Origin of the sequence: Kitasatospora xanthocidica, from assembly GCF_014656195.1 — a bacterium.
GTDB lineage: Bacteria > Actinomycetota > Actinomycetes > Streptomycetales > Streptomycetaceae > Kitasatospora > Kitasatospora xanthocidica.
In genome coordinates this window covers 102,271-122,755 of the sequence record NZ_BNBY01000017.1, presented here as the reverse complement: position 1 = coordinate 122,755, position 20,485 = coordinate 102,271, and the positions used below count along the sequence as shown (strand labels likewise).

At 73.0% G+C, this 20,485-nt stretch carries 21 protein-coding genes; all 21 read left to right on the top strand.

Annotated features, from left to right (window positions below; genetic code table 11):
* Positions 1–44 precede the first annotated feature (44 nt).
* The 21 genes from dop to IE332_RS26330 all read left to right on the top strand — a co-directional run bounded on the left by dop (position 45) and on the right by IE332_RS26330 (position 20,484).
* Positions 45–1,556 carry a depupylase/deamidase Dop gene (gene dop, locus IE332_RS26430; protein WP_189920984.1) on the top strand — a complete coding sequence of 504 codons (1,512 nt, stop codon included), beginning with the start codon at positions 45–47 and terminating at the stop codon, positions 1,554–1,556.
* Between the two features lie 183 nt (positions 1,557–1,739).
* A complete protein-coding gene (locus tag IE332_RS26425; protein ID WP_031069167.1) occupies positions 1,740–1,958 on the top strand; it encodes a ubiquitin-like protein Pup in 219 nt (72 codons plus the stop codon).
* 160 nt (positions 1,959–2,118) lie between these two features.
* Positions 2,119–2,961 (top strand): proteasome subunit beta, encoded by an 843-nt coding sequence (prcB, locus tag IE332_RS26420; RefSeq protein WP_189920982.1) that lies wholly within the window; start codon positions 2,119–2,121, stop codon positions 2,959–2,961.
* A 31-nt stretch (positions 2,962–2,992) separates the two neighbouring features.
* Positions 2,993–3,754 (top strand): proteasome subunit alpha, encoded by a 762-nt coding sequence (gene prcA / locus IE332_RS26415; RefSeq protein WP_189920980.1) that lies wholly within the window; start codon positions 2,993–2,995, stop codon positions 3,752–3,754.
* 114 nt (positions 3,755–3,868) lie between these two features.
* Complete coding sequence (gene pafA, locus IE332_RS26410) at positions 3,869–5,230, top strand: Pup--protein ligase (protein WP_189920978.1); 1,362 nt, start codon at positions 3,869–3,871, stop codon at positions 5,228–5,230.
* 126 nt (positions 5,231–5,356) lie between these two features.
* The gene (locus IE332_RS26405; protein ID WP_189920976.1) at positions 5,357–6,346 is read left to right on the top strand and encodes an FKBP-type peptidyl-prolyl cis-trans isomerase; all 990 of its coding nucleotides are present in this window, start codon (positions 5,357–5,359) and stop codon (positions 6,344–6,346) included.
* A 263-nt stretch (positions 6,347–6,609) separates the two neighbouring features.
* A complete protein-coding gene (locus IE332_RS26400) occupies positions 6,610–7,926 on the top strand; it encodes an FKBP-type peptidyl-prolyl cis-trans isomerase (RefSeq protein WP_189920974.1) in 1,317 nt (438 codons plus the stop codon).
* Positions 7,927–8,101: 175 nt separating this feature from the next.
* Positions 8,102–8,485 (top strand): FKBP-type peptidyl-prolyl cis-trans isomerase, encoded by a 384-nt coding sequence (locus tag IE332_RS26395; protein WP_189920972.1) that lies wholly within the window; start codon positions 8,102–8,104, stop codon positions 8,483–8,485.
* Between the two features lie 222 nt (positions 8,486–8,707).
* Positions 8,708–9,688 carry a helix-turn-helix transcriptional regulator gene (locus IE332_RS26390; RefSeq protein ID WP_189920970.1) on the top strand — a complete coding sequence of 327 codons (981 nt, stop codon included), beginning with the start codon at positions 8,708–8,710 and terminating at the stop codon, positions 9,686–9,688.
* Positions 9,689–9,714: 26 nt separating this feature from the next.
* Positions 9,715–10,641 (top strand): helix-turn-helix transcriptional regulator, encoded by a 927-nt coding sequence (locus IE332_RS26385; RefSeq protein ID WP_189921098.1) that lies wholly within the window; start codon positions 9,715–9,717, stop codon positions 10,639–10,641.
* A gap of 3 nt (positions 10,642–10,644) precedes the next feature.
* Positions 10,645–10,875, top strand: coding sequence for a hypothetical protein (locus IE332_RS26380; RefSeq protein WP_189920968.1), 231 nt, complete (start codon positions 10,645–10,647; stop codon positions 10,873–10,875).
* Positions 10,876–10,950: 75 nt separating this feature from the next.
* Complete coding sequence (locus IE332_RS26375) at positions 10,951–11,130, top strand: hypothetical protein (RefSeq protein WP_229928918.1); 180 nt, start codon at positions 10,951–10,953, stop codon at positions 11,128–11,130.
* Positions 11,131–11,338: 208 nt separating this feature from the next.
* Complete coding sequence (gene tatA, locus IE332_RS26370) at positions 11,339–11,638, top strand: Sec-independent protein translocase subunit TatA (protein WP_189920964.1); 300 nt, start codon at positions 11,339–11,341, stop codon at positions 11,636–11,638.
* A 127-nt stretch (positions 11,639–11,765) separates the two neighbouring features.
* Complete coding sequence (tatC, locus tag IE332_RS26365) at positions 11,766–12,659, top strand: twin-arginine translocase subunit TatC (RefSeq protein WP_189920962.1); 894 nt, start codon at positions 11,766–11,768, stop codon at positions 12,657–12,659.
* 132 nt (positions 12,660–12,791) lie between these two features.
* Positions 12,792–13,961, top strand: coding sequence for an NAD(P)/FAD-dependent oxidoreductase (locus IE332_RS26360; protein WP_229928917.1), 1,170 nt, complete (start codon positions 12,792–12,794; stop codon positions 13,959–13,961).
* Between the two features lie 96 nt (positions 13,962–14,057).
* Positions 14,058–14,375, top strand: coding sequence for a (2Fe-2S)-binding protein (locus tag IE332_RS26355; protein ID WP_189920960.1), 318 nt, complete (start codon positions 14,058–14,060; stop codon positions 14,373–14,375).
* Positions 14,356–15,849 (top strand): FAD/NAD(P)-dependent oxidoreductase, encoded by a 1,494-nt coding sequence (locus tag IE332_RS26350; protein ID WP_189920958.1) that lies wholly within the window; start codon positions 14,356–14,358, stop codon positions 15,847–15,849. Before IE332_RS26355 ends, IE332_RS26350 begins: the two co-directional genes overlap by 20 nt.
* Before the next feature lie 61 nt (positions 15,850–15,910).
* Entirely contained in the window at positions 15,911–16,846 is a 936-nt protein-coding gene (locus IE332_RS26345) for a dihydrodipicolinate synthase family protein (protein WP_189920956.1), read from the top strand.
* Between the two features lie 87 nt (positions 16,847–16,933).
* Entirely contained in the window at positions 16,934–17,938 is a 1,005-nt protein-coding gene (locus IE332_RS26340) for a proline racemase family protein (RefSeq protein ID WP_189920954.1), read from the top strand.
* Positions 17,939–18,091: 153 nt separating this feature from the next.
* On the top strand, positions 18,092–19,456 hold the full coding sequence (locus IE332_RS26335) for an aldehyde dehydrogenase family protein (RefSeq protein ID WP_189920952.1): 1,365 nt from the start codon (positions 18,092–18,094) through the stop codon (positions 19,454–19,456).
* The gene (locus IE332_RS26330; protein WP_189920949.1) at positions 19,456–20,484 is read left to right on the top strand and encodes a proline racemase family protein; all 1,029 of its coding nucleotides are present in this window, start codon (positions 19,456–19,458) and stop codon (positions 20,482–20,484) included. Before IE332_RS26335 ends, IE332_RS26330 begins: the two co-directional genes overlap by 1 nt.
* Position 20,485 lies beyond the last annotated feature (1 nt).

Sequence of the window (20,485 nt, the reverse complement as noted above, 5' to 3'; positions counted from 1 at the left end):
GTGCTCCGCCCGCCGGGGGCGGCGCACCGGGCAAGGAGGGCCGCATGACCGTACGGCGAGTGATGGGCATCGAGACCGAGTACGGAATCTCCGTGCCCGGCCACCCCAACGCCAACGCCATGCTCACCTCGTCCCAGATCGTCAACGCGTACGCGGCGGCGATGCACCGGGCACGGCGGGCCCGCTGGGACTTCGAGGAGGAGAATCCGCTGCGCGACGCGCGGGGCTTCGACCTGGCGCGCGAGGTGGCGGACGCCAGCCAGCTGACCGACGAGGACATCGGCCTGGCCAACGTCATCCTCACCAACGGGGCCCGGTTCTACGTGGACCACGCGCACCCCGAGTACAGCTCGCCCGAGGTGACCAACCCGCGCGACGCCGTGCTCTGGGACAAGGCGGGCGAGCGGATCATGGCGGCCGCGGCGCAGCGCGCGCTGGAGCTGCCCAACGGGCAGAACATCCACCTGTACAAGAACAACACCGACAACAAGGGCGCCTCCTACGGCACCCACGAGAACTACCTGATGAAGCGGGCGACGCCGTTCGCCGACATCGTGCGCCACCTGACCCCGTTCTTCGTCTCCCGCCAGGTGGTGACCGGCGCCGGCCGGGTCGGCATCGGCCAGGACGGCTCGGCGCACGGCTTCCAGATCAGCCAGCGGGCGGACTACTTCGAGGTCGAGGTCGGCCTGGAGACCACGCTCAAGCGGCCGATCATCAACACCCGGGACGAACCGCACGCCGACGCGGAGAAGTACCGCCGGCTGCACGTGATCATCGGGGACGCCAACCTCTCCGAGATCTCCACCTACCTCAAGCTGGGCACCACCGCGCTGGTCCTGTCGATGATCGAGGACTCCTTCATCGCCGCCGACCTCGCCGTCGACCAGCCGGTGCGGACCCTGCACCGGGTCTCCCACGACCCGACCCTCAAACACCTGATCACCCTGCGGAACGGGCGCAGGCTCACCGCCGTCCAGCTCCAGCTCGAGTACTTCGAGCTGGCCCGCAAGTACGTCGAGGACCGCTTCGGCAACGACGCGGACGAGCAGACGGTGGACGTGCTGACGCGCTGGGAGGACGTCCTGGGCCGGCTGGAGCGCGACCCGATGTCGCTCTCCAAGGAGCTGGACTGGATCGCCAAGCGGGAGATCCTGGAGGGCTACCGCAGCCGGGACGCCCTGGAGTGGTCCAACTCCCGGCTGCAGCTGGTCGACCTCCAGTACAGCGACGTGCGGCCTGAGAAGGGCCTCTACAACCGCCTGGTGGCCCGTGGACGCTTCGAGCGGCTGCTGACCGAGGACGAGGTCGAGCGGGCCGTCTCCAAGCCCCCGGAGGACACCAGGGCCTACTTCCGCGGGCGCTGCCTGGAGCAGTACGCGGACCACGTCGCGGCGGCCTCCTGGGACTCGGTGATCTTCGACCTGCCGGGCCGGGACTCGTTGCAGCGGGTGCCCACGCTGGAGCCGCTGCGCGGGACGCGCAACCACGTCAAGGAGCTGCTGGACCGCTGCCGCACGGCGGAGGACCTGCTCCGGGTGCTCTCCGGCGGGTAACTTTTCGATCACCACGGGTGAACGTCCGCCGAATGGGAATCATCCGGGGTGGCAGCGGGTGTTGGACAGGAAGCGCCACCGGCAAACCGGGAGCGGCAGTCGCACCTTGTGTATAGGGTCGGTGCAACCGGCAACGACCCAACCGACCAAACCGTGCCAGACGAATCGAGCGGGGTGAGGGAAATGGCGAGCAAGGACACCGGCGGCGGCCAGCAGCGGGCAAACCGTTCCTCCGAGGAGGTCGAGGAGCAGGCTGCCGAAACGCAGAATTCCGACGACCTCAAGGAGCGCCAGGAAAAGCTGAGCGACGACGTCGACGCGGTGCTGGACGAAATCGACGAGGTCCTCGAGTCGAATGCGGAAGATTTCGTGCGTGGATTCGTGCAGAAGGGCGGGCAATAGCCCGTACCGGTCATCGGGAATTCACGGTCGCGACCGTCGAGGGCGGTCGGGCGGCGCTCGCCGCCCGGCCGCCCGGCACCTCCCCACCACCCGTGGACAGTGATCGTCGGGCGGGTAGGGTGCGGGCAACGCGAGCTTCAAGCTACCTGGAAGGAATCGTGTGGAAGCCAACACTCGTGGCACCGGGCGTCTACCGGCTGCCTTCCTGACCCCGGGGTCGTCCTCGTTCCTCGACTTCCTCGCCGAGCACAAGCCCGAGCTGCTCCCGGGCGGCCGGGGGCTGCCCGAGGGCTCGGTGGTCGAGGCGCCGCACGGGACCACGATCGTGGCCGCGGTCTTCGACGGCGGTGTCGTGATCGCCGGTGACCGCCGCGCGACGATGGGCAACGTGATCGCCCAGCGCGACATCGAGAAGGTCTTCCCGGCCGACGAGTACAGCGCGGTCGGCATCGCCGGCACCGCCGGGCTCGCGGTCGAGATGGTCCGGCTGTTCCAGCTGGAGCTGGAGCACTACGAGAAGATCGAGGGCGCCACGCTCTCCCTGGAGGGCAAGGCCAACCGCCTCACCACCATGATCCGGGGCAACCTGGGCATGGCGATGCAGGGCCTCGCGGTCGTGCCGATCTTCGCGGGCTACGACCTGGACCGCGGCCGCGGCCGGATCTTCAACTACGACGTCACCGGCGGGCGTTCCGAGGAGCGCGGCTTCGCCGCCACCGGTTCGGGCTCGGTCTTCGCCCGCGGCTCGATGAAGAAGCTCTACCGCGACGGCCTGACCGCGGACCAGGCCGTCACCCTGGTCGTCCAGGCCCTCTACGACGCGGCGGACGACGACTCCGCCACCGGCGGCCCGGACCTCGCCCGCAAGATCTTCCCGATCGTCTCGCTGATCACCGAGGACGGCTTCCGCCGGCTCACCGAGGCGGAGGTCACCGAAGTCGTCGTCGCCATCACCGACGAGCGCCTGACCCACCCCAACGGCCCGCAGGCCCCGCTGATCTAGCCATCACCTCACAGGAAAGGGACGACCGCCGGTGTCGACACCGTTCTACGTCTCGCCCCAGCAGGCCATGGCGGACCGCGCGGAGTACGCCCGCAAGGGCATCGCGCGCGGCCGCAGCGTGGTCGTGCTCACCTACGCCGAGGGCATCGTCTTCGTCGCGGAGAACACCTCCAGGGCGCTCCACAAGGTCTCCGAGATCTACGACAAGATCGCCTTCGCGGCGGTCGGGCGCTACAACGAGTTCGAGAACCTGCGCATCGGCGGCGTCCGCTACGCCGACCTGCGCGGCTACTCCTACGACCGGGCCGACGTCACGGCCCGGGGCCTGGCCAACGTGTACGCCCAGACCCTGGGCACCATCTTCTCCTCGGTCGGCGAGAAGCCGTACGAGGTCGAGCTGATCGTCGCCGAGGTCGGCAAGACCGCCGACAACGACCAGATCTACCGGCTCACGCCGGACGGCTCGGTCGTCGACGAGAAGAACTACGTGGTGGTCGGCGGCAACGCCGACTCGATCGGCAACTACCTGGGCCAGCGCCACCGCGTGGGCATGAGCCTCACCGAGGCGGTGAAGGTCGCGGTCGACTCGCTCGCCCGGGACCCCAACGGCGGCAGCCCGCGCAGCCTCACCCCGGAGCAGCTGGAGGTGGCGGTCCTCGACCGCCAGCGCTTCCAGCAGCGCAAGTTCAAGCGGATCCTCGGCAACCAGCTCGGCCGGCTGCTCGACGGGGACCAGTCCGCCGAGGCGGACGACGACGAGAAGCCGGCGGCGGCCACGCCGTCGGACGAGTAGTACGGCGGAGTCCCGTACGACGGCGCAGCCCGCCGTGCGGGACTCCGATGCCCCTGCGGCGGCCCAGTCGTCGTGGAGGCGGTTTCGGACAGCTCCGACCAGAATGGAGTGCTCATGGACCGCCGGATTTTCGGGCTGGAGAACGAGTACGGCGTGACCTGCACGTTCCGCGGGCAGCGGCGGCTGTCGCCGGACGAGGTCGCGCGGTACCTGTTCCGCCGGGTCGTCTCCTGGGGCCGCAGCAGCAACGTCTTCCTGCGCAACGGCGCCCGGCTCTACCTCGACGTCGGCTCTCACCCCGAGTACGCCACCCCCGAGTGCGACGACGTGGTCGAGCTGGTGACCCACGACAAGGCCGGGGAGCGCATCCTCGAAGGCCTCCTGGTGGACGCCGAGCGGCGGCTGCACGAGGAGGGCATCGCCGGCGACGTCTACCTCTTCAAGAACAACACCGACTCGGCCGGGAACTCGTACGGCTGCCACGAGAACTACTGCGTGGCCCGGCACGGCGAGTTCTCCCGGCTGGCCGACGTGCTGATCCCCTTCCTGGTCACCCGGCAGCTGATCTGCGGCGCCGGCAAGGTGCTGCAGACCCCGCGCGGCGCGGTCTTCTGCGTCAGCCAGCGGGCCGAGCACATCTGGGAGGGCGTCAGCTCCGCCACCACCCGCTCGCGGCCGATCATCAACACCAGGGACGAGCCGCACGCGGACGCCGAGCGCTACCGCCGGCTGCACGTGATCGTCGGCGACTCCAACATGTCCGAGACCACGACGCTGCTCAAGGTCGGCGCCACCGACCTGGTGCTGCGGCTGATCGAGGCCGGCGTGGTGATGCGCGACCTCACCCTGGAGAACCCGATCCGGGCGATCCGCGAGGTCAGCCACGACCTCACCGGGACCCACCAGGTGCGGCTCGCCAACGGCCGCGAGGCCAGCGCGCTGGACATCCAGGAGGAGTACTACACCAAGGCCCTGGAGTTCGCCGACCGCAAGGGCATCAACACCGGCACCGTCGCCCGGATCCTCGACCTGTGGGGCCGCACCCTGGAGGCCGTCCGCAGCGAGCGGCTGGACGGGGTGGCCACCGAGATCGACTGGATCATGAAGTACAAGCTCATCGAGCGCTACCGCGAGAAGCACCAGATGAGCATGTCCAACCCGCGGGTGGCGCAGATCGACCTCGCGTACCACGACATCCACCGCCGGCGCGGCCTGTTCTACCTGCTCCAGGCCAAGAACCAGGCGCAGCGGGTGACCACCGACCTCAAGACCTTCGAGGCCAAGTCGATCCCGCCGCAGACCACCCGGGCCCGGCTGCGCGGGGACTTCATCCGCCGGGCGCAGGAGCAGCGCCGGGACTTCACGGTGGACTGGGTGCACCTGAAGCTGAACGACCAGGCGCAGCGCACGGTGCTGTGCAAGGACCCGTTCCGTTCGGTGGACGAGAGGGTGGAGAAGCTCATCGCGGGGATGTAGCCCGCGCCGCCGTCGTGATCAAGGTCGTGACCGGCCCCGGTGGTGTCTACCGGGGCCGGACGCGTGCCGGGCATACGCTGTCCGTCGAGTCAGGAGAGCCGACTTCGACCGACAGTTAGGACCACCGTGCGCCGCACCGCCGGTTTGCTTCTCACCCTGCCGCTACTGCTGGCGGTCGCCTGCAGCAGTTCCCCCAAGGCGGCCGGCCCGGCGACCCCGTCCCCGGCGAGCGCCGCCCCGACGGTGCCGGCGCCGGTCGGCGAGGCCTCGCCGATGCCCACCCTTTCGGGTGGCGGATTCGGCAGCAAGGCGACCATCACCATCCCGGAGGGCCGGCAGCCCACCGGCCAGTTCGTGGTGAACACGGTCACCGAGGGCGAGCGTTCCACCGTCAACAAGGGCGACTGGGTCACGGTCAACTACACCGCGAAGGACTGGACCACCGGCAAGGACCTGCCCAGCTCGTACGACGACAACGGCAAGCCGCAGCTCTACCAGGCCGGCAGCGGGCAGCTGGTGCCGGCGCTGGACCAGAGCGTGATCGGCAAGAAGGTGGGCAGCCGGCTGCTGGTGGTGGCGCCGCCGGCGGCGGCCTTCGGCGAGCAGGGCTCCGGCCAGCTCGGGGTCAACAAGAACGACACCGTGGTGTTCGTGCTGGACATCGTGGAGAGCCTGCCGCAGGACTCCGCGCTGACCGGGAACATGACCGAGCCCGCCGCGACGCTGCCGCAGGTCAAGGACAACGGCAAGGCGCCGGCGACGATCACCGTCCCGGCCGGGCAGGCCGCGCCCACCGACCTGCAGCAGGCGGTGCTGATCAAGGGCGAGGGCAAGCAGGTCAAGAGCGGGCAGACCCTGGTGGTGCAGTACACCGGGGTGCTGTGGAGCAACGGCCAGCAGTTCGACGCCTCCTGGACGCACGGCGGCGCGCAGGCCGTGCAGATCGGAACCGGCAGCGTGATCGAGGGCTGGGACAAGGGGCTGGTCGGGCAGAACGTCGGCAGCCGGGTGCTGCTCGTGGTGCCGCCCGCGCTCGGCTACCAGGACAAGGCGCAGGGCGCCGTCCCCGCGAACTCCACGCTGGTCTTCGTGATCGACATCCTGGAAGCGGTGTAGGGCGTGCCTGACGATTCCCGCCGGGTGCGCGAATTGTCAGGCACACACTAGGAACACTAGGAAGTCACCGGGGGGATTCCGTACGCTTGGGCGGACGCTCGTACAACGAAGCGTCCGTCCTCATCCTTAGCTGTCATACTGCCCTCGCGCTGTGGCAGGCGCCGCCCGGCGCCAAGGTCCGGGGCGGGCGGTGCGACGGCAGGCCGGCGCTCAGCACGCCGGACGCAGACCTGGAAGACCTGTGGCGAGATGGATGGGGAGTCATGACTGAGAAGACGCCGAGCCCGGGCGGGGCCGGCACCGCGGCCAACGACAGCGCTGCGGGTGACCCGGCGGCCTCTCGTCCCGGCGGCCCGCTCCCGGGGGACGGCGAGTCGATCGTCGTCCCGCCGTCGATCCTGAAGCAGCAGGCCGGCTGGGCGCAGCCCGGCGAGGCCCCGCGCGCCCAGGGCGGGACGAAGACGGACGAGGCCCCGCAGATCTTCGCGTCCACGGTGCGCCGGGCCGACACCTCCGAGGCCGGGTACGACGAGAACCCGCCGGGAGTCGGCAGGCTCGGTGTGATCCTCGGCACCGTGCTGGCCGTGCTGCTGGCCGGCAGCGCCGTGACGCTGTACCTGGTCAACAAGGACGGCGGGGACAAGGACGCCACCGCGGCCAAGCCGGACGCGGCCAAGACCGCGCCGCCCACGCCGAGCGCCGAGCCGGTGCCGCCGATCAAGGACAGCGCCAAGGTGCTGCCGACCGTCACCGGTGACTTCGGCAAGAAGGCCGAGATCCAGGTGCCGGGCGAGGCCTCCGACGGCTCCTTCGTGGTCAAGGTGCTCTCCGAGGGCTCCGGCGCCAAGGTCGAGAAGAACTCCTGGACCTCGGTGGACTACACCGCCAAGGACTGGAACACCGGCAAGGACATCCCGAGCTCGTACGACGCCAACGGCAAGCCGCAGATCTTCCAGGCGGGCACCGACGCGCTGATCCCGGCCCTGGACCAGGCCGTGGTCGGGAAGAAGGCCGGCAGCCGGCTGCTGGTGGTGGCCCCGCCGGCCGCCGCCTTCGGCCCCCAGGGCAAGGCCGACATGTCGATCGGGGCGAAGGACAACCTGATCTTCGTGATCGACATCCGCAACGCCAACGCGCCCGACGCGGTGCTCAGCGGCACGGTCACCCCGCCGCCGGCCGACTTCCCCCAGGTCAAGGACAACGGCAAGAAGCCGGCCGAGATCACCCCGGTGGCCGGCGCCAAGGACCCGACCGAGCTGAAGTCCCACGTCCTGATCAAGGGCACCGGGCCGAAGGTGGAGAAGGGCGAGAAGGTCGTCGTCCAGTACACCGGCGCGCTGTTCAAGGACGGCAAGGTCTTCGACTCCTCGCTCAGCAAGGGCCAGGCGTTCACCTTCCCGGTCGGCGGCGGCCAGGTCATCCCGGGCTGGGACCAGGGGCTGGAGGGCCAGACCGTGGGCAGCCGGGTCGAGCTGGTGATCCCGGCCGCGCTGGGCTACGGCGACAAGGGCCAGGGCGACATCCCGCCCGGCGCGACGCTGGTCTTCGTGGTGGACATCCTGGACGCCGGTCAGGGCTGATCCACTTTCGGGTGACAATGGTGTGCGTGTGACCTCCGGGTCCGGCCGCGTGGCCGGACCCGGACGGGCGGCGGGCGCCGGTACCGTGGTCCGCCCGCACCGTCGTGCGGGTGGGCCGGGTGCGGGCGCCCGCCGCTTGGTCGTGAATGCAACGCGAAACGTGAGAAGAGGGACTGTGAGCGTCAACCTCAACGAGAAGCCCGAGATCGACTTCCCGATCGGGGACGCCCCGGCGGAGCTGCAGATCCGCGACATCGTCGTCGGCGACGGCGCGGAGGCCAAGAAGGGCCAGAACGTCAGCGTCCGCTACGTCGGCGTGACCTTCGAGACCGGCGAGGAGTTCGACGCCAGCTGGAACCGGAGCCCGAACGAGTTCCGCTTCCCGCTGGGCGGCGGCCGGGTCATCAAGGGCTGGGACCAGGGCGTCGTCGGCATGAAGGTCGGTGGCCGCCGCGAGCTGACCATCCCGGCGCACCTGGCGTACGGCAACCAGTCGCCGACCCCGGCCATCCCGGCCGGCTCGACCCTGATCTTCGTGGTCGACCTGCTGGCCGTCTGAGCCTGCTCGCACCGTGGGCCGGACCCCTCCGGGGGCCCGGCCCACGGGCTTGTCCGGGCCCGGTCCACGGGCTTGCCCGGGCCGGGACGGCACCGCGCGGGGACGGGGTGCGGGAGGCCGCTTTTGCAGTGCGTACCGCTACCGGTACGGTCGGTCCCGCCGGGTGGTGATCGCCCGGTTGGCGCACCCCGCGCACGGCGCGGCACACCGGAAGGGTCAGCGATGGCGATCGCCAAGGCAGAGCGGCTGATGAATCTCGCCCTGTGCCTGATGAACACCAGACGTCCGCTCTCCAAGAAGGAGCTGCGGGAATCCATCGAGGCGTACCGCGAGGCCTGGCAGGGCGCCAGCGAGGACGCCTTCAACCGGATGTTCGAGCGGGACAAGGACGACCTGCGCGAGCTCGGCCTGGTGATCGACGTCGACGAGAGCGCCCTGGACGGCGAGCTCGGCTACCTGGCCCGGGCCGACCGCAACCGGCTGCCCGAGATCGCGCTGGACGCCGAGGAGGCGGCCGCGCTGACCCTGGCCGCCCGGGTCTGGCAGCAGGCCAAGATGTCCGGCGCGGCCAGCGGCGCGCTGCAGAAGCTGCGCGCGGCCGGGGTGCCGTTCGCCGAGACCGAGGGCCGCACCGCCCTGGAGCCGCGCATCCCCGCCCGGGAGGCCGCGTTCGAGCCGCTGCTCACCGCCGCCCGGGACCGCCGGCCGGTCACCTTCGAGTACCGCAAGGCCGGCGCCGCCGCCGTCGAGCAGCGCAGCGTCGAGCCGTGGGCGCTGGAGTGCTGGCGCGGGCACTGGTACCTGGCCGGGTACGACCGCGACCGCGGCGACGCCCGGGTGTTCCGGCTCAGCCGGATCACCGGCAAGGTGCGCGCCAAGAACGGGGCCTTCCTCGGCACCGTCCCCGAGCACGTGGACGTCCGGGCCACCGTGGCGAAGTTCGCGGGGGAGGGCGCCACCGCCACCGCGACCGTGCGGGTCCGCCGGGGCGCCGGCTTCCCGCTGCGCACCAAGGCGCTGAACACCACCCGGGTGGACGAGGTCTGGGACGAGCTGGAGATCCCGTACGGCAACGGGCTGGGCGCCGACCTGGCGGAGTTCGGGCCGGACGTGCTGGTGCTCGGGCCGGAGGAGCTGCGGGCGGATGTGGTCGACCGGCTGCGGGCGGTCGCTGGGCTGGACGTGGAAGGTGTGCGGGCGTGAGTAATGCGATCGACCAGACCAGGCGGATGCTGTCGCTGGTCACCTACCTGCGCGAGCGGCCCGGGGCCGAGGTCGCCGAGGTGGCCAGGGCCTTCGGGATCAGCGAGCGCGAGCTGATCGGCGACCTCAACGTGCTGCCGATGTGCGGCACCAGCTTCCGCGGCGGTGACCTGCTCGACATCGACACCGACGGCGAGCGGATCTGGTGGCACAACGTCGACGACGTGGCCCAGCCGCTGCGGCTGGCCTCCGACGAGGCGACCGCGCTGCTGGTGGCCGCCCGCGCGGTGGCCGGGCTGCCCGGACTGCGGGCCGGGGACCGGGAGGCCCTCACCCGGGCCGTCGCCAAGATCGAGAACGCCGCGGGGGAGAGCGCCGAGGGCAGCGCCCGGGTCGGCGTCACCTTCGAGGCGGAGAGCCACGTGTTCGCCGACATCGACCGCGCGCTCAGCGAGGGCCGCCGGCTCTGGCTGCGCTACTACTCGCACGGGCGCGGCGGGATGACCGAGCGCGAGGTCGACCCGATCCGGCTGCTCACCGAGGGCCACACCTACCTCGAGGCCTGGTGCCGCACCTCCGAGGACCACCGGATGTTCCGGCTGGACCGGGTCGCCGAGATCCGCGTGCTGGACGTCCCCGCCGACCCGCCCCGGCGCGAGCCCCGCGACCTCAGCGGCGGGCTGGTCAACCCGGCGGCGGACGACCCCGAGGTGGTCGTCGAGGTCTCCTCCGGCGGGCGCTGGGTGGCCGAGTACTACACCCACGACCGGGCCGAGGAACTGCCCGACGGCGGGCTGCGGATCACCCTGCGCAGCGCCGACCCCTCCCAGCTGCGCCCGCTGGCGCTGCGGCTGGGCCGGGACGGCCGGATCGTCTCGCCGCCCGAACTGGCCGAGCAGGCGCGCTCGGCCGCGCGGGAGGCGCTGGCCGCCTACGGGGAGGGGCAGGTCTGAGCGGTGGAACCCGGGACCAGATTCAAGGTGTACTGCTCGGAGTGCCGGGAGAAGGTGGAGCTCCCGGCCGAGGAGTTCCGGCTGACCCTCGGTCGCACCCCGGCCCAGGCGCACTACAGCTTCGGCTGCCCGCTGTGCGGGGCGGCGGTGCGCAAGCAGGCCGGGGAGAAGATCGTCGAGGCGCTCACCGGGGCGGGGGTGCGCACCATGCGGCTCGTCCCGGCCGAGGGGTAGCGCCTCGTCCTGTGGGGCGGGGCGGGCCTCGGCTGATCCGAGGGACGGGCGCCGAGCCCGTATAGGGTGGGGCGCATGTCCTGGATGCTCGTCGCCGCCGTCCTGCTCGCCACCGCGGGCCTGCTGGTCCTGGGGGTCCTCGCGATCCGGCTCTGGCTGGACGTGCGGGCGCTGGCCAAGGGCGTGGACACGGCGGCGCGGGCGCTGGCCTCGGCCGCGGAGGACCTCGCGGACGCGATGCCGGGCCGGGCGTAGCGCCGGCCGCCGTAGCACGGCGAAGCCGTTCCCGGTACGGGGGCTGCTGCGGGGAGGTAGGGGCGGGTTACGCTCTCAGATGGCTCCTGAGAACCGTGTAGCGGGGGCCGCTGTCCTGTTCGGGCGGCCGTCGTCGTGGCGTCATCCGCAGCGGTTACCATCCGCAGCGGACGGCCCGTCGGGCCGCCATGACTGAAGGTGGTCGCGCATGCGCATCTCGATGACCGGGATCGTGGTGATCGTGGTACTCGCCATCGTGCTGTTCGGAGCCAAGCGGCTGCCGGAGGTGGCGCGGTCGCTGGGGCAGTCGCTGCGGATCCTGAAGAGCGAGGCCAAGGCGATGCGTTCGGACGGGAAGTCCGGGGAAGCGGCGCAGGCCGCCGCGCCGCCGGTGGCGGGCGACCAGGTCAAGACGGTCCAGGCCGCTCCGGGAGCCTCGGCCACGGCCCGTCCGGTGGCGGAGCCCGCCGCCGGGACGACCGCGTCCGACGGCGACCGCCCGCGCTGAGCACGGCGCACGTGACGTACGCGACCACGGAGGCCCGCCGACCGGCGGGCCTCGACGCACGAGTTGAGGACCGGGGTTGAGCAAGCTCTCCAAGGCGCCGAAGGCGTCAAAGGATCCTGAGGGGCGGATGGCCCTCGCCGACCACCTGCGGGAACTGCGCAACCGCGTGGTCAAGTCGGTCCTGGCGATCGTGCTGTTCGCGGTCATCGCGGCGATCTACCACAAGCAGATTGAGCACTTCCTGCTCCAGCCGCTGCCGCAGTGCGACAAGCAGAACGCGGGCGAGTACCACGGGCGCTGCGCCCAGGTGTCCAACATCGGGCTCACCGCGGGCTTCAACTGGATGCTGAAGGTCGCGCTGACGGCGGGTGTGGTCGCGGCCGTCCCGGTCTGGCTGTACCAGGTGTGGGCCTTCGTGGCGCCCGGTCTGCACCGGAACGAGAAGAAGTACGCGGTCCTCTTCATGGTCTGCGGCGCCCCGCTGTTCCTGGCGGGTGTCGGCTGCGCGATCATGGTGATGCCGACCATGGTCGAGATGCTGATCTCGTTCACCCCGAACGACACCACGCCGATCCTGCCGCCCGAGGACTACTTCGACATCGCCACCCGGATGGTGCTGGTCTTCGGCCTGGCCTTCGAGTTCCCGCTGCTGCTGGTGATGCTCAACCTGGTCGGCATCGTGACCGGCAAGCGGCTGCTCAGCTGGTGGCGCGGGATGGTCATGGCCATCACGGTGTTCGCCGCGTTCGCCACCCCGGGCGCCGACCCGGTCAGCATGCTGCTGCTGTCGGCGCCGATCTGGGCGCTGTACTTCGTCGCCGTGGCGATCGCGCTCTTCAACGACAAGCGCAAGGCGCGCCGCAACCCGGACGCGGGGCTGGACGACGAGGAGGCCTCGCACCTGGACCTGTCCGTCCAGCCGGTGGCCGGTGCGGAGACCGTCCAGGCCTCGGCGGCCCCGGCGGCCAGTAGCGCCCCGGTGCCGGCGGCGCGCCACGAGCAGCTGGACGACATCACCTGAGCCGGTGGGCCCTGAGGGAGCCCCGGTCCGTCGCTTCGAGCGGTGGGCCGGGGCTTTCCGCTGGTCGGGGGCGTTTCCGGGTTTCGGGCGGGTGGTCTTGGCAGGGTGGATGGCATGTGACATATTACTGACGTGCTGAAGACCGAGAGACCTCCCCTGGATGTCGTCGTGGTCGGCGCCGGAGTGGTCGGTGCCGCCTGCGCCTACTACGCCGCCCGCGCCGGGCTCGCCGTCGCCGTCGTGGACCGCGGGCCGGTGGCCGGCGGCACCACCGGCGCGGGCGAGGGCAACCTGCTGGTCTCCGACAAGGAGCCCGGGCCCGAGCTCGACCTCGCCCTGCTCAGCACCCGGCTCTGGCGCGAACTCGCCGAGGACCTCGGCGAGGCCGTCGAGTACGAGCCCAAGGGCGGGGTGGTGGTCGCCTCCACCGCCGCCGGGCACGAGGCTCTGCGGGCCTTCGCCGCCGGGCAGCGCGCCGTCGGCGTGATCGCCGAGGAGGTGCCCGGCGAGCGGCTGCGCGAGCTGGAGCCGCACCTCGCCCCCGGGCTGGCCGGCGGCTTCCACTACCCCCAGGACGCCCAGGTTCAGCCCGCCCTGGCCGCCGCGCACCTGCTGCGCGCGGCCCGCCGGATGGGCGCCGAGCTGATCACCGGCGAGACCGTGACGGCGGTCGACCTGGGGCCGGACGGCGCCGTGCGCGGCGTGCGGACCGACCGCCGCCGGCTGGCCGCTCCCGCCGTGGTGAACGCGGCCGGCACCTGGGGCGGCGAACTGGCCGCGCTGGCCGGGGTGCACCTGCCGGTGATGCCCCGGCGCGGCTTCGTCCTCGTCACCGAGCCGCTGCCGCGGGTCGTCCGGCACAAGGTGTACGCCGCCGACTACGTGGCCAACGTGGCCAGCGGCTCCGCCGGCCTGGAGACCTCCGCCGTGATCGAGGGCACCCCGGGCGGGCCGGTGCTGATCGGCGCCAGCCGGGAGCGGGTCGGCTTCGACCGCACGCTCTCCCAGGAGGTGCTGCGCCGGCTGGCCGGCCAGGCCGCCGAGCTCTTCCCGGTGCTCGCCGACGTCACCGTGCTGCGCGCCTACCGGGGCTTCCGCCCGTACCTGCCGGACCACCTGCCGGCCATCGGCGCGGACCCCCGGGTGCCCGGGCTCCACCACGCCTGCGGGCACGAGGGGGCCGGGATCGGGCTGGCCCCGGCGACCGGGCTGCTGATCGCCGAGCAGCTCACCGGCAAGCAGCCGGAGCTGGACCTCGGGCCGTTCCGTGCGGACCGGTTCCCGGTCGTCGGAACCGCCTGAGCGGCCCTCCGCCGCTGTGCCCTCCGTTGTTCCGCCCGCCGTTCCGTACGAGATGCCTTCCGCACGAGATTCCGTCCTGGATTGGAGACGCCGCCGATGCGCCGCCGCACCCCCGCCGGGCTGGTCGAGGCCGAGCCCGGGCCCGCCCACCACATCGAGTTCGACGGGCGACCCGTCCCCGCGCTGCCCGGGCAGACGATCGCCGCCGCGCTCTGGGCCGACGGCGTGCTCGCCTGGCGCACCACCCGGGTCGGCGGCAAGCCGCGCGGGGCGTTCTGCGGCATCGGCAGCTGCTTCGACTGCCTGGCCACCGTGGACGGCCGGCCCAACCAGCGCACCTGCCTGCTCCCCGCCGAGCCCGGCACCACCGTCACCACCCAGGAGGGCCACGGCCGTGCCGACCTCGCCGTCTGACCCCTCGTCGTTCGGGCCGCCCGCCGACGCGTCTTCCGGCCCCCTCGCCGACCCGCTCTTCGACCCGCTCTTCGACCTCGCGGTGATCGGGGCCGGCCCGGCCGGGCTCGCCGCCGCCGTCACCGCCGCCGACCTCGGGCTGCGCTGCGTCCTGCTGGACGGCGGGCAGGGCACCGGCGGGCAGTACTACCGCCACCCGGCCCCCGGGCTCGGCGCCGCCCGTCCGGACCGGCTGCACCACCACTGGTCCGCCTACACCGGGCTGGCCGACCGGCTCGCCGCCCACGAGCGGGCCGGGCGGGCCGCCTTCCGGGGCGGCCACCAGGTCTGGGCGCTGGAGCGCACCGGGGACGGCTTCGCGGCGCACGTCACCCGCGGGCCGGAGAGCACCGACCGGGCCACCGTCCGGTCCCGGTCGGTGCTGCTCGCCACCGGCGCGTACGAGCGGCAGCTGCCGTTCCCCGGCTGGACCCTGCCCGGGGTGGTCACCGCGGGCGGTGCCCAGGCGATGCTCAAGGCCGGGCTGGTGCTGCCCGGACGGCGGATCGTGGTGGCCGGGAGCGGGCCGCTGCTGCTCGCGGCGGCCTCCTCGCTGGTCACCGCGGGCGCCGAGGTGCCCGCGGTGGTCGAGGCCACCGCCTACCTCGGGTACGCGCGGCGCCCCGGCGTGCTGGCGGGCGTCCCCGGCAAGCTGGTCGAGGGCGCCGGGCACGGTGGCGCGCTGCTGCGGCACGGCGTACGGCTGCGGCCGCGCAGCGCCGTGGTCGAGGCGCACGGGACGGACCGGGTCACCGGCGTCACCGTCGCCCGGCTGGACGCGCGGTGGCGGCCGCTGCCCGGCACCGAGCGGCGGATCGACTGCGACGCCCTCGCGGTCGGCCACGGCCTGCTGCCGCAGATCGACCTGGCCACCGAGCTGGGCGCGCGGACCCGGACCGGGCCGGACGGCGCGGTCGCGCTGGCGGTCGACGCCCGGCTGCGCACCAGCGTGCCCGGCCTCTGGTCGGCGGGGGAGACCAACGGCGTCGGCGGCGCAGACCTCGCGCTCGCCGAGGGCGAGCTGGCCGCGTACGCCGTGGCCGGGGCGCTGCCGGAGGCGGGAACGCTGCGCCGCCGCTCACGGCTGCGGGCCTTCGCCGAGCTGATGGCCGCCGCGCACCGGCCGGGCCCCGGCTGGACCGGGTGGCTGCGCCCGGACACCGACGTCTGCCGATGCGAGGAAGTACCGGTCGCGGCGATCCGGGAGGCCGTGGACGACCTGGGCGCGGGCGACCCGCGCACCGTCAAGCTGCTCACCCGGGCCGGGATGGGCTGGTGCCAGGGGCGGATGTGCGGTCCGGCCGTGGCCTGCCTGGCCGGATCGGCCCCGGGGTCGGCGTCGGGCGGTCCGGGACCGGACCGGCGGCCGCTGGGCTGCCCGGTGCCGCTCTCGCAACTGGCGGCGGGGCCCTCCCCGGAGTCCCCGGCCTCGTAGCCGGCCCGTCGTCGAACGGACGGGCCGGGGACCTTGTCTCCGGCCCGTTCCCACTTATAAAATGTCACACCTCACCAAGGAGTTCACCGTGTCCATCACCCCGCACGACACCACCCGTCCCTGGCGCGGCATCATGGTCGCCACAACGATCCCGCTGCGCCCGGACCACTCCGTCGACTACGACGCCTACGCCGAGCACGTCCGCTGGCTGATCGACTCCGGCTGCGAGGGCGTCGTCCCCAACGGCTCGCTGGGCGAGTACCAGACGCTCACCGCCGAGGAGCGCACCCGGGTCGTCGAGGTGGCGGTCGAGGCGGCCGGGGACGGCGCCCGGGTCATGCCCGGCGTCGCCGCGTACGGCAGCGCCGAGTCCCGCCGGTGGGCCGAGCAGGCCGCCGAGGCCGGCGCCGGCTCCGTCCTGCTGCTGCCGCCGAACGCCTACCGGGCCGACCACGCCTCGGTGCGCGCGCACTACGCCGAGGTGGCCAAGGCGGGCCTGCCGGTCGTCGCGTACAACAACCCGATCGACACCAAGGTGGACCTCGTCCCCACGCTGCTCGCCGAGCTGCACGGCGAGGGCTCGATCGTCGCGGTCAAGGAGTTCAGCGGGGACGTCCGCCGGGCGTACGAGATCGCCGAGCTGGCCCCCGGGCTGGACCTGCTGATCGGCGCCGACGACGTGCTGCTGGAGCTCGCGCTGGCGGGCGCGGTCGGCTGGATCGCCGGCTACCCGAACGCCCTGCCGGAGGCCTCGGTGGCGCTCTACGACGCCGCCGTCAAGCACGAGCTGGAGACCGCGCTGCCGCTGTACAAGGCGCTGCACCCGCTGCTCCGCTGGGACTCCAAGACCGAGTTCGTCCAGGCCATCAAGCTCTCCATGGACATCGCCGGGCGCCCCGGCGGTCCGGTCCGGGCGCCGCGCCAGCCGCTCACCCCGGAGGTCGAGGCGGCCGTCCGCGCGGCCACCGAGAAGGCGCTGGCCGAGGGCCTCGCCTAGGCCCTGGTCGTGCCCCCTCCTGGCCGGCTGCGGGGGCAGCCGGCCCGGCCCCACCAACCAAACCGACCTGTACGGGAGTTGTGACCCATGCGCAGCCGTCACGTGTTCCACGCCGTCGACTCGCACACCGAGGGCATGCCGACCCGGGTGATCACCGGCGGCTTCGGCGTCATCCCCGGCGCCACCATGGCCGAGCGCCGGGTGCACTTCCAGCAGCACCTGGACCACTTCCGCACCCTGCTGATGTACGAGCCCCGCGGCCACGCGGCGATGAGCGGCGCCATCCTGCAGCCGCCCACCCGGCCGGACGCCGACTTCGGCGTGCTCTACATCGAGGTCTCCGGACTGCTGCCGATGTGCGGGCACGGCACCATCGGGGTCGCCACCGTCCTGGTCGAGACCGGGATGGTGCCGGTGGTCGAGCCGGTCACCACCGTACGGCTGGACACCCCGGCCGGGCTGGTCGTCGCCGAGGTGCGGGTCGAGGACGGCGCGGCCAAGGCGGTGACCATCCGCAACGTGCCCTCCTACTCGGTCGCCCTGGACAACAAGATCGAGGTGCCCGGCTACGGCACGGTGACCTACGACCTCGCGTACGGCGGCAACTTCTACGCCATCCTGCCGCTCGCCGAGTTCGGCCTGCCCTTCGAACGCGAGCGCAAGCAGGAGATCCTCGACGCCGGACTCGCGATGATGGACGCCATCAACGCGAGCCCCGACCGGCCGGTGCACCCCGAGGACCCGTCCATCCACAGCTGCCACCACGTCCAGTTGCTCGCCCCCGGCTCCACCGCGGAGCACTCCCGGCACGCGATGGCCATCCACCCCGGCTGGTTCGACCGCTCGCCCTGCGGCACCGGCACCTCCGCGCGGATGGCGCAGCTGCACGCCCGAGGGGAGCTGCCGCTCGGGCAGGACTTCCGCAACGACTCCTTCATCGGCACGACCTTCACCGGGCGGCTGGTCGAGGGGACCGAGGTGGCCGGGCGGCCCGCGGTCGTGCCCACCGTCACCGGGCGGGCCTGGGTCACCGGCACCGCCCAGTACTTCCTCGACCCGAGCGACCCGTTCCCGGCGGGCTTCCTGTTGTAAGCAGAGCCTGCTGTAGGCGGAGCCTGTTGTCAGCGGACCCTGCTCCGAACCGGCGGGCTTCCTGTTGTCAGCAGAGCCCGACCCACCCGGCCGGCTCCCGCCTCTCCCGCGGTGGGCCTCCCGCTCCGAACCTCCCCCGAAGGGCTGCCAGTCGTGACCATCACCTCGTACAACCCCGCCGACCCGGACGACCTCGTGATCGCGGTCGAGGAGCCCGGCGCCGAGGCCGTCCGGGCCGCCGTCGGACGGGCCCGGACGGCGCAGGCCGACTGGCTGGCGGCCGGGGCCGGCGTCCGGTCGGCCGCGCTCGGCCGGGTCGCCGACGCGGTCGAGGCGCACGCGGAGGAGCTGGCCGCGCTGATCGTCCGCGAGGTCGGCAAGCCGCTCGCGGAGGCGCGCGGCGAGGTCGCCCGGACCGCGGCGATCTGGCGCTACTACGCGCAGGCGCCGTACACCCCCTCCGGTGCGGTGCACGAGACCGCCGCCGGGCCCGGGCTGCTGCTCACCCGGCGCCGCCCGTACGGGGTGGCCGGGCTGATCGCGCCGTGGAACTTCCCGCTGGCGATCCCGAGTTGGAAGGCCGCCCCGGCGCTGGCGGTCGGCAACACGGCGGTGCTCAAGCCCGCGCCCGAGGCGACGGCCTGCGCGCTGCGGCTGGCGGAGCTGACCCTCGCGGCCGGCTTGCCCGCGGACGTGCTCACGGTGCTGCCCGGTGGTGCCGAGGAGGGCGCGGCACTGGTCGACGCGGCGGACGTGGTCTCCTTCACCGGCTCGACCGGCGTCGGCCGGGCCGTGGTGCGCGCCGCGACCGAGCGCGGGGTCCCGGTCCAGGCCGAACTCGGCGGCCTGAACGCCGCGTTGGTGCTGCCCGACGCCGACATCGCGCAGGCCGCCGGGCACATCGCGGCGGCCATCGCCGGGTACGCCGGGCAGAAGTGCACCGCCACCAGCCGGGTGATCGCGGTCGGCGCCGCGTACGAGCCGCTGCGCGAGGCCCTGGTCAAGGCGCTGGCGGCGGTCGACGACTCGGTGTGCGGGCCGGTGGTCGACTCCGGTGCCCGGGACCGGCTGACCGGGGCGGTGGACTCGGCGGTCGAGGCCGGGGCGAACCTGCTCACCGGCGGCCGGGTGCCCGAGCGGGCCGGCTGGTACGTCGAGCCGACCCTGCTCGCCGACGTGCCGGCCGAACACCCGCTGGCCCGCGAGGAGTTCTTCGGCCCGGTCGCCGTCCTGCACGCCGCGGCCGACCTGGACGAGGCGATCGCGCTCGCCAACGACACCCCGCACAGCCTCTCCACCTCGGTGCACACCCGCAGCCTCGACGTGGCGCTGGCCGCCGCCGACCGGCTGGACGCGGGCATGATCCGGGTCAACGCCCCCTCCAGCGGCGTCGACTTCCACCTGCCCTTCGGCGGGGCCAAGGGCGCGAGCCACGGCGAGCGCGAACAGGGCCAGGCCGCCCTGGACTTCTACACCGTCAGCCGGACGGTCAGCGTGCTGCCGGGCGGGGGTGCCTGATGTACGTCCGCACCGTCGACTACCACACCGCCGGAGAGCCGTTCCGGATCGTGCTGGATGGCGCACCGGTGATCCCCGGCGACACCGTCGCCGAACGGCGGGCCATCGCCCTCGGCGCGGGCGGCACCGCCACCGCCCCGCGGCCCGGCGCCCTGGACGACGTCCGGCGGCTGCTCACCCGCGAACCGCGCGGACACGCCGGGATGTACGGCGGCTTCCTGGTGCCGCCGGACGACGACGAGGCGCACCTGGGCGTGCTGTTCTGGCACAAGGACGGCTACTCGACCGCCTGCGGGCACGGCACCATCGCGCTCGGCGCGTGGGCCGTCGACTCCGGGCTGGTCGCGGCCCCCGCGGACGGCGTGGCCCGGGTGCGGATCGACGTGCCCTCCGGCCGGGTCACCGCGCTGGTGCACCGCACCGGCGGGCGCACCACCGGAGTGACCTTCCGCAACGTGCCCACCCGGGTGAGCGCGCTGAAGCTCCCGGTGCGGACCTCGCGCGGCACGGTGGAGGTCGCGGTGGCGCACTCCGGCGCCTGCTACGCCTCCGTCCCGGCCGCCGCCCTGGGGCTGGCGGTGGAAGCGGCGCAGCTGCCCGAACTCACCGCCCTGGGGCGGGAGATCAGGGCGGCACTGGCCGGGGAGGAGGCGGTGGCGCACCCCACCGACCCCCGGCTGTCCGGCGTGTACGGGGTGATCCTCTACGATGAACTCCCCTCGGAAGACGGCGTGTTGAACCAGCGGAACGTCACCGTCTTCGCGGACGGGCAGATCGACCGCTCGCCCTGCGGCTCCGGCACCTCCGCCCGGCTCGCGGTGCTCGCCGCCGAGGGCCGGCTGGCCCCGGGGGAGCCGCTGCGGCACGAGTCGGTCATCGGCACGGTCTTCACCGGCCTGGTGCTCCCCGGCGGCGACCCCCTCGGCGCGGGCGTCGTCACCGAGGTCAGCGGGACGGCCTTCCGCACCGGCGAGCACGGCTTCGTGCTCGAACCGGGCGACGACCTGGGGACGGGATTCCTGCTGTGAG

Coding starts and splice junctions, on each gene's coding strand:
- dop (WP_189920984.1), top strand. CDS start 45: ATGACCGTACGGCGAGTGATGGGCATCGAGACCGAGTACGGAATCTCC.
- IE332_RS26425 (WP_031069167.1), top strand. CDS start 1,740: ATGGCGAGCAAGGACACCGGCGGCGGCCAGCAGCGGGCAAACCGTTCC.
- pafA (WP_189920978.1), top strand. CDS start 3,869: ATGGACCGCCGGATTTTCGGGCTGGAGAACGAGTACGGCGTGACCTGC.
- IE332_RS26400 (WP_189920974.1), top strand. CDS start 6,610: ATGACTGAGAAGACGCCGAGCCCGGGCGGGGCCGGCACCGCGGCCAAC.
- IE332_RS26390 (WP_189920970.1), top strand. CDS start 8,708: ATGGCGATCGCCAAGGCAGAGCGGCTGATGAATCTCGCCCTGTGCCTG.
- IE332_RS26385 (WP_189921098.1), top strand. CDS start 9,715: ATGCTGTCGCTGGTCACCTACCTGCGCGAGCGGCCCGGGGCCGAGGTC.
- IE332_RS26375 (WP_229928918.1), top strand. CDS start 10,951: ATGTCCTGGATGCTCGTCGCCGCCGTCCTGCTCGCCACCGCGGGCCTG.
- tatA (WP_189920964.1), top strand. CDS start 11,339: ATGCGCATCTCGATGACCGGGATCGTGGTGATCGTGGTACTCGCCATC.
- tatC (WP_189920962.1), top strand. CDS start 11,766: ATGGCCCTCGCCGACCACCTGCGGGAACTGCGCAACCGCGTGGTCAAG.
- IE332_RS26355 (WP_189920960.1), top strand. CDS start 14,058: ATGCGCCGCCGCACCCCCGCCGGGCTGGTCGAGGCCGAGCCCGGGCCC.
- IE332_RS26345 (WP_189920956.1), top strand. CDS start 15,911: ATGTCACACCTCACCAAGGAGTTCACCGTGTCCATCACCCCGCACGAC.
- IE332_RS26340 (WP_189920954.1), top strand. CDS start 16,934: ATGCGCAGCCGTCACGTGTTCCACGCCGTCGACTCGCACACCGAGGGC.
- IE332_RS26330 (WP_189920949.1), top strand. CDS start 19,456: ATGTACGTCCGCACCGTCGACTACCACACCGCCGGAGAGCCGTTCCGG.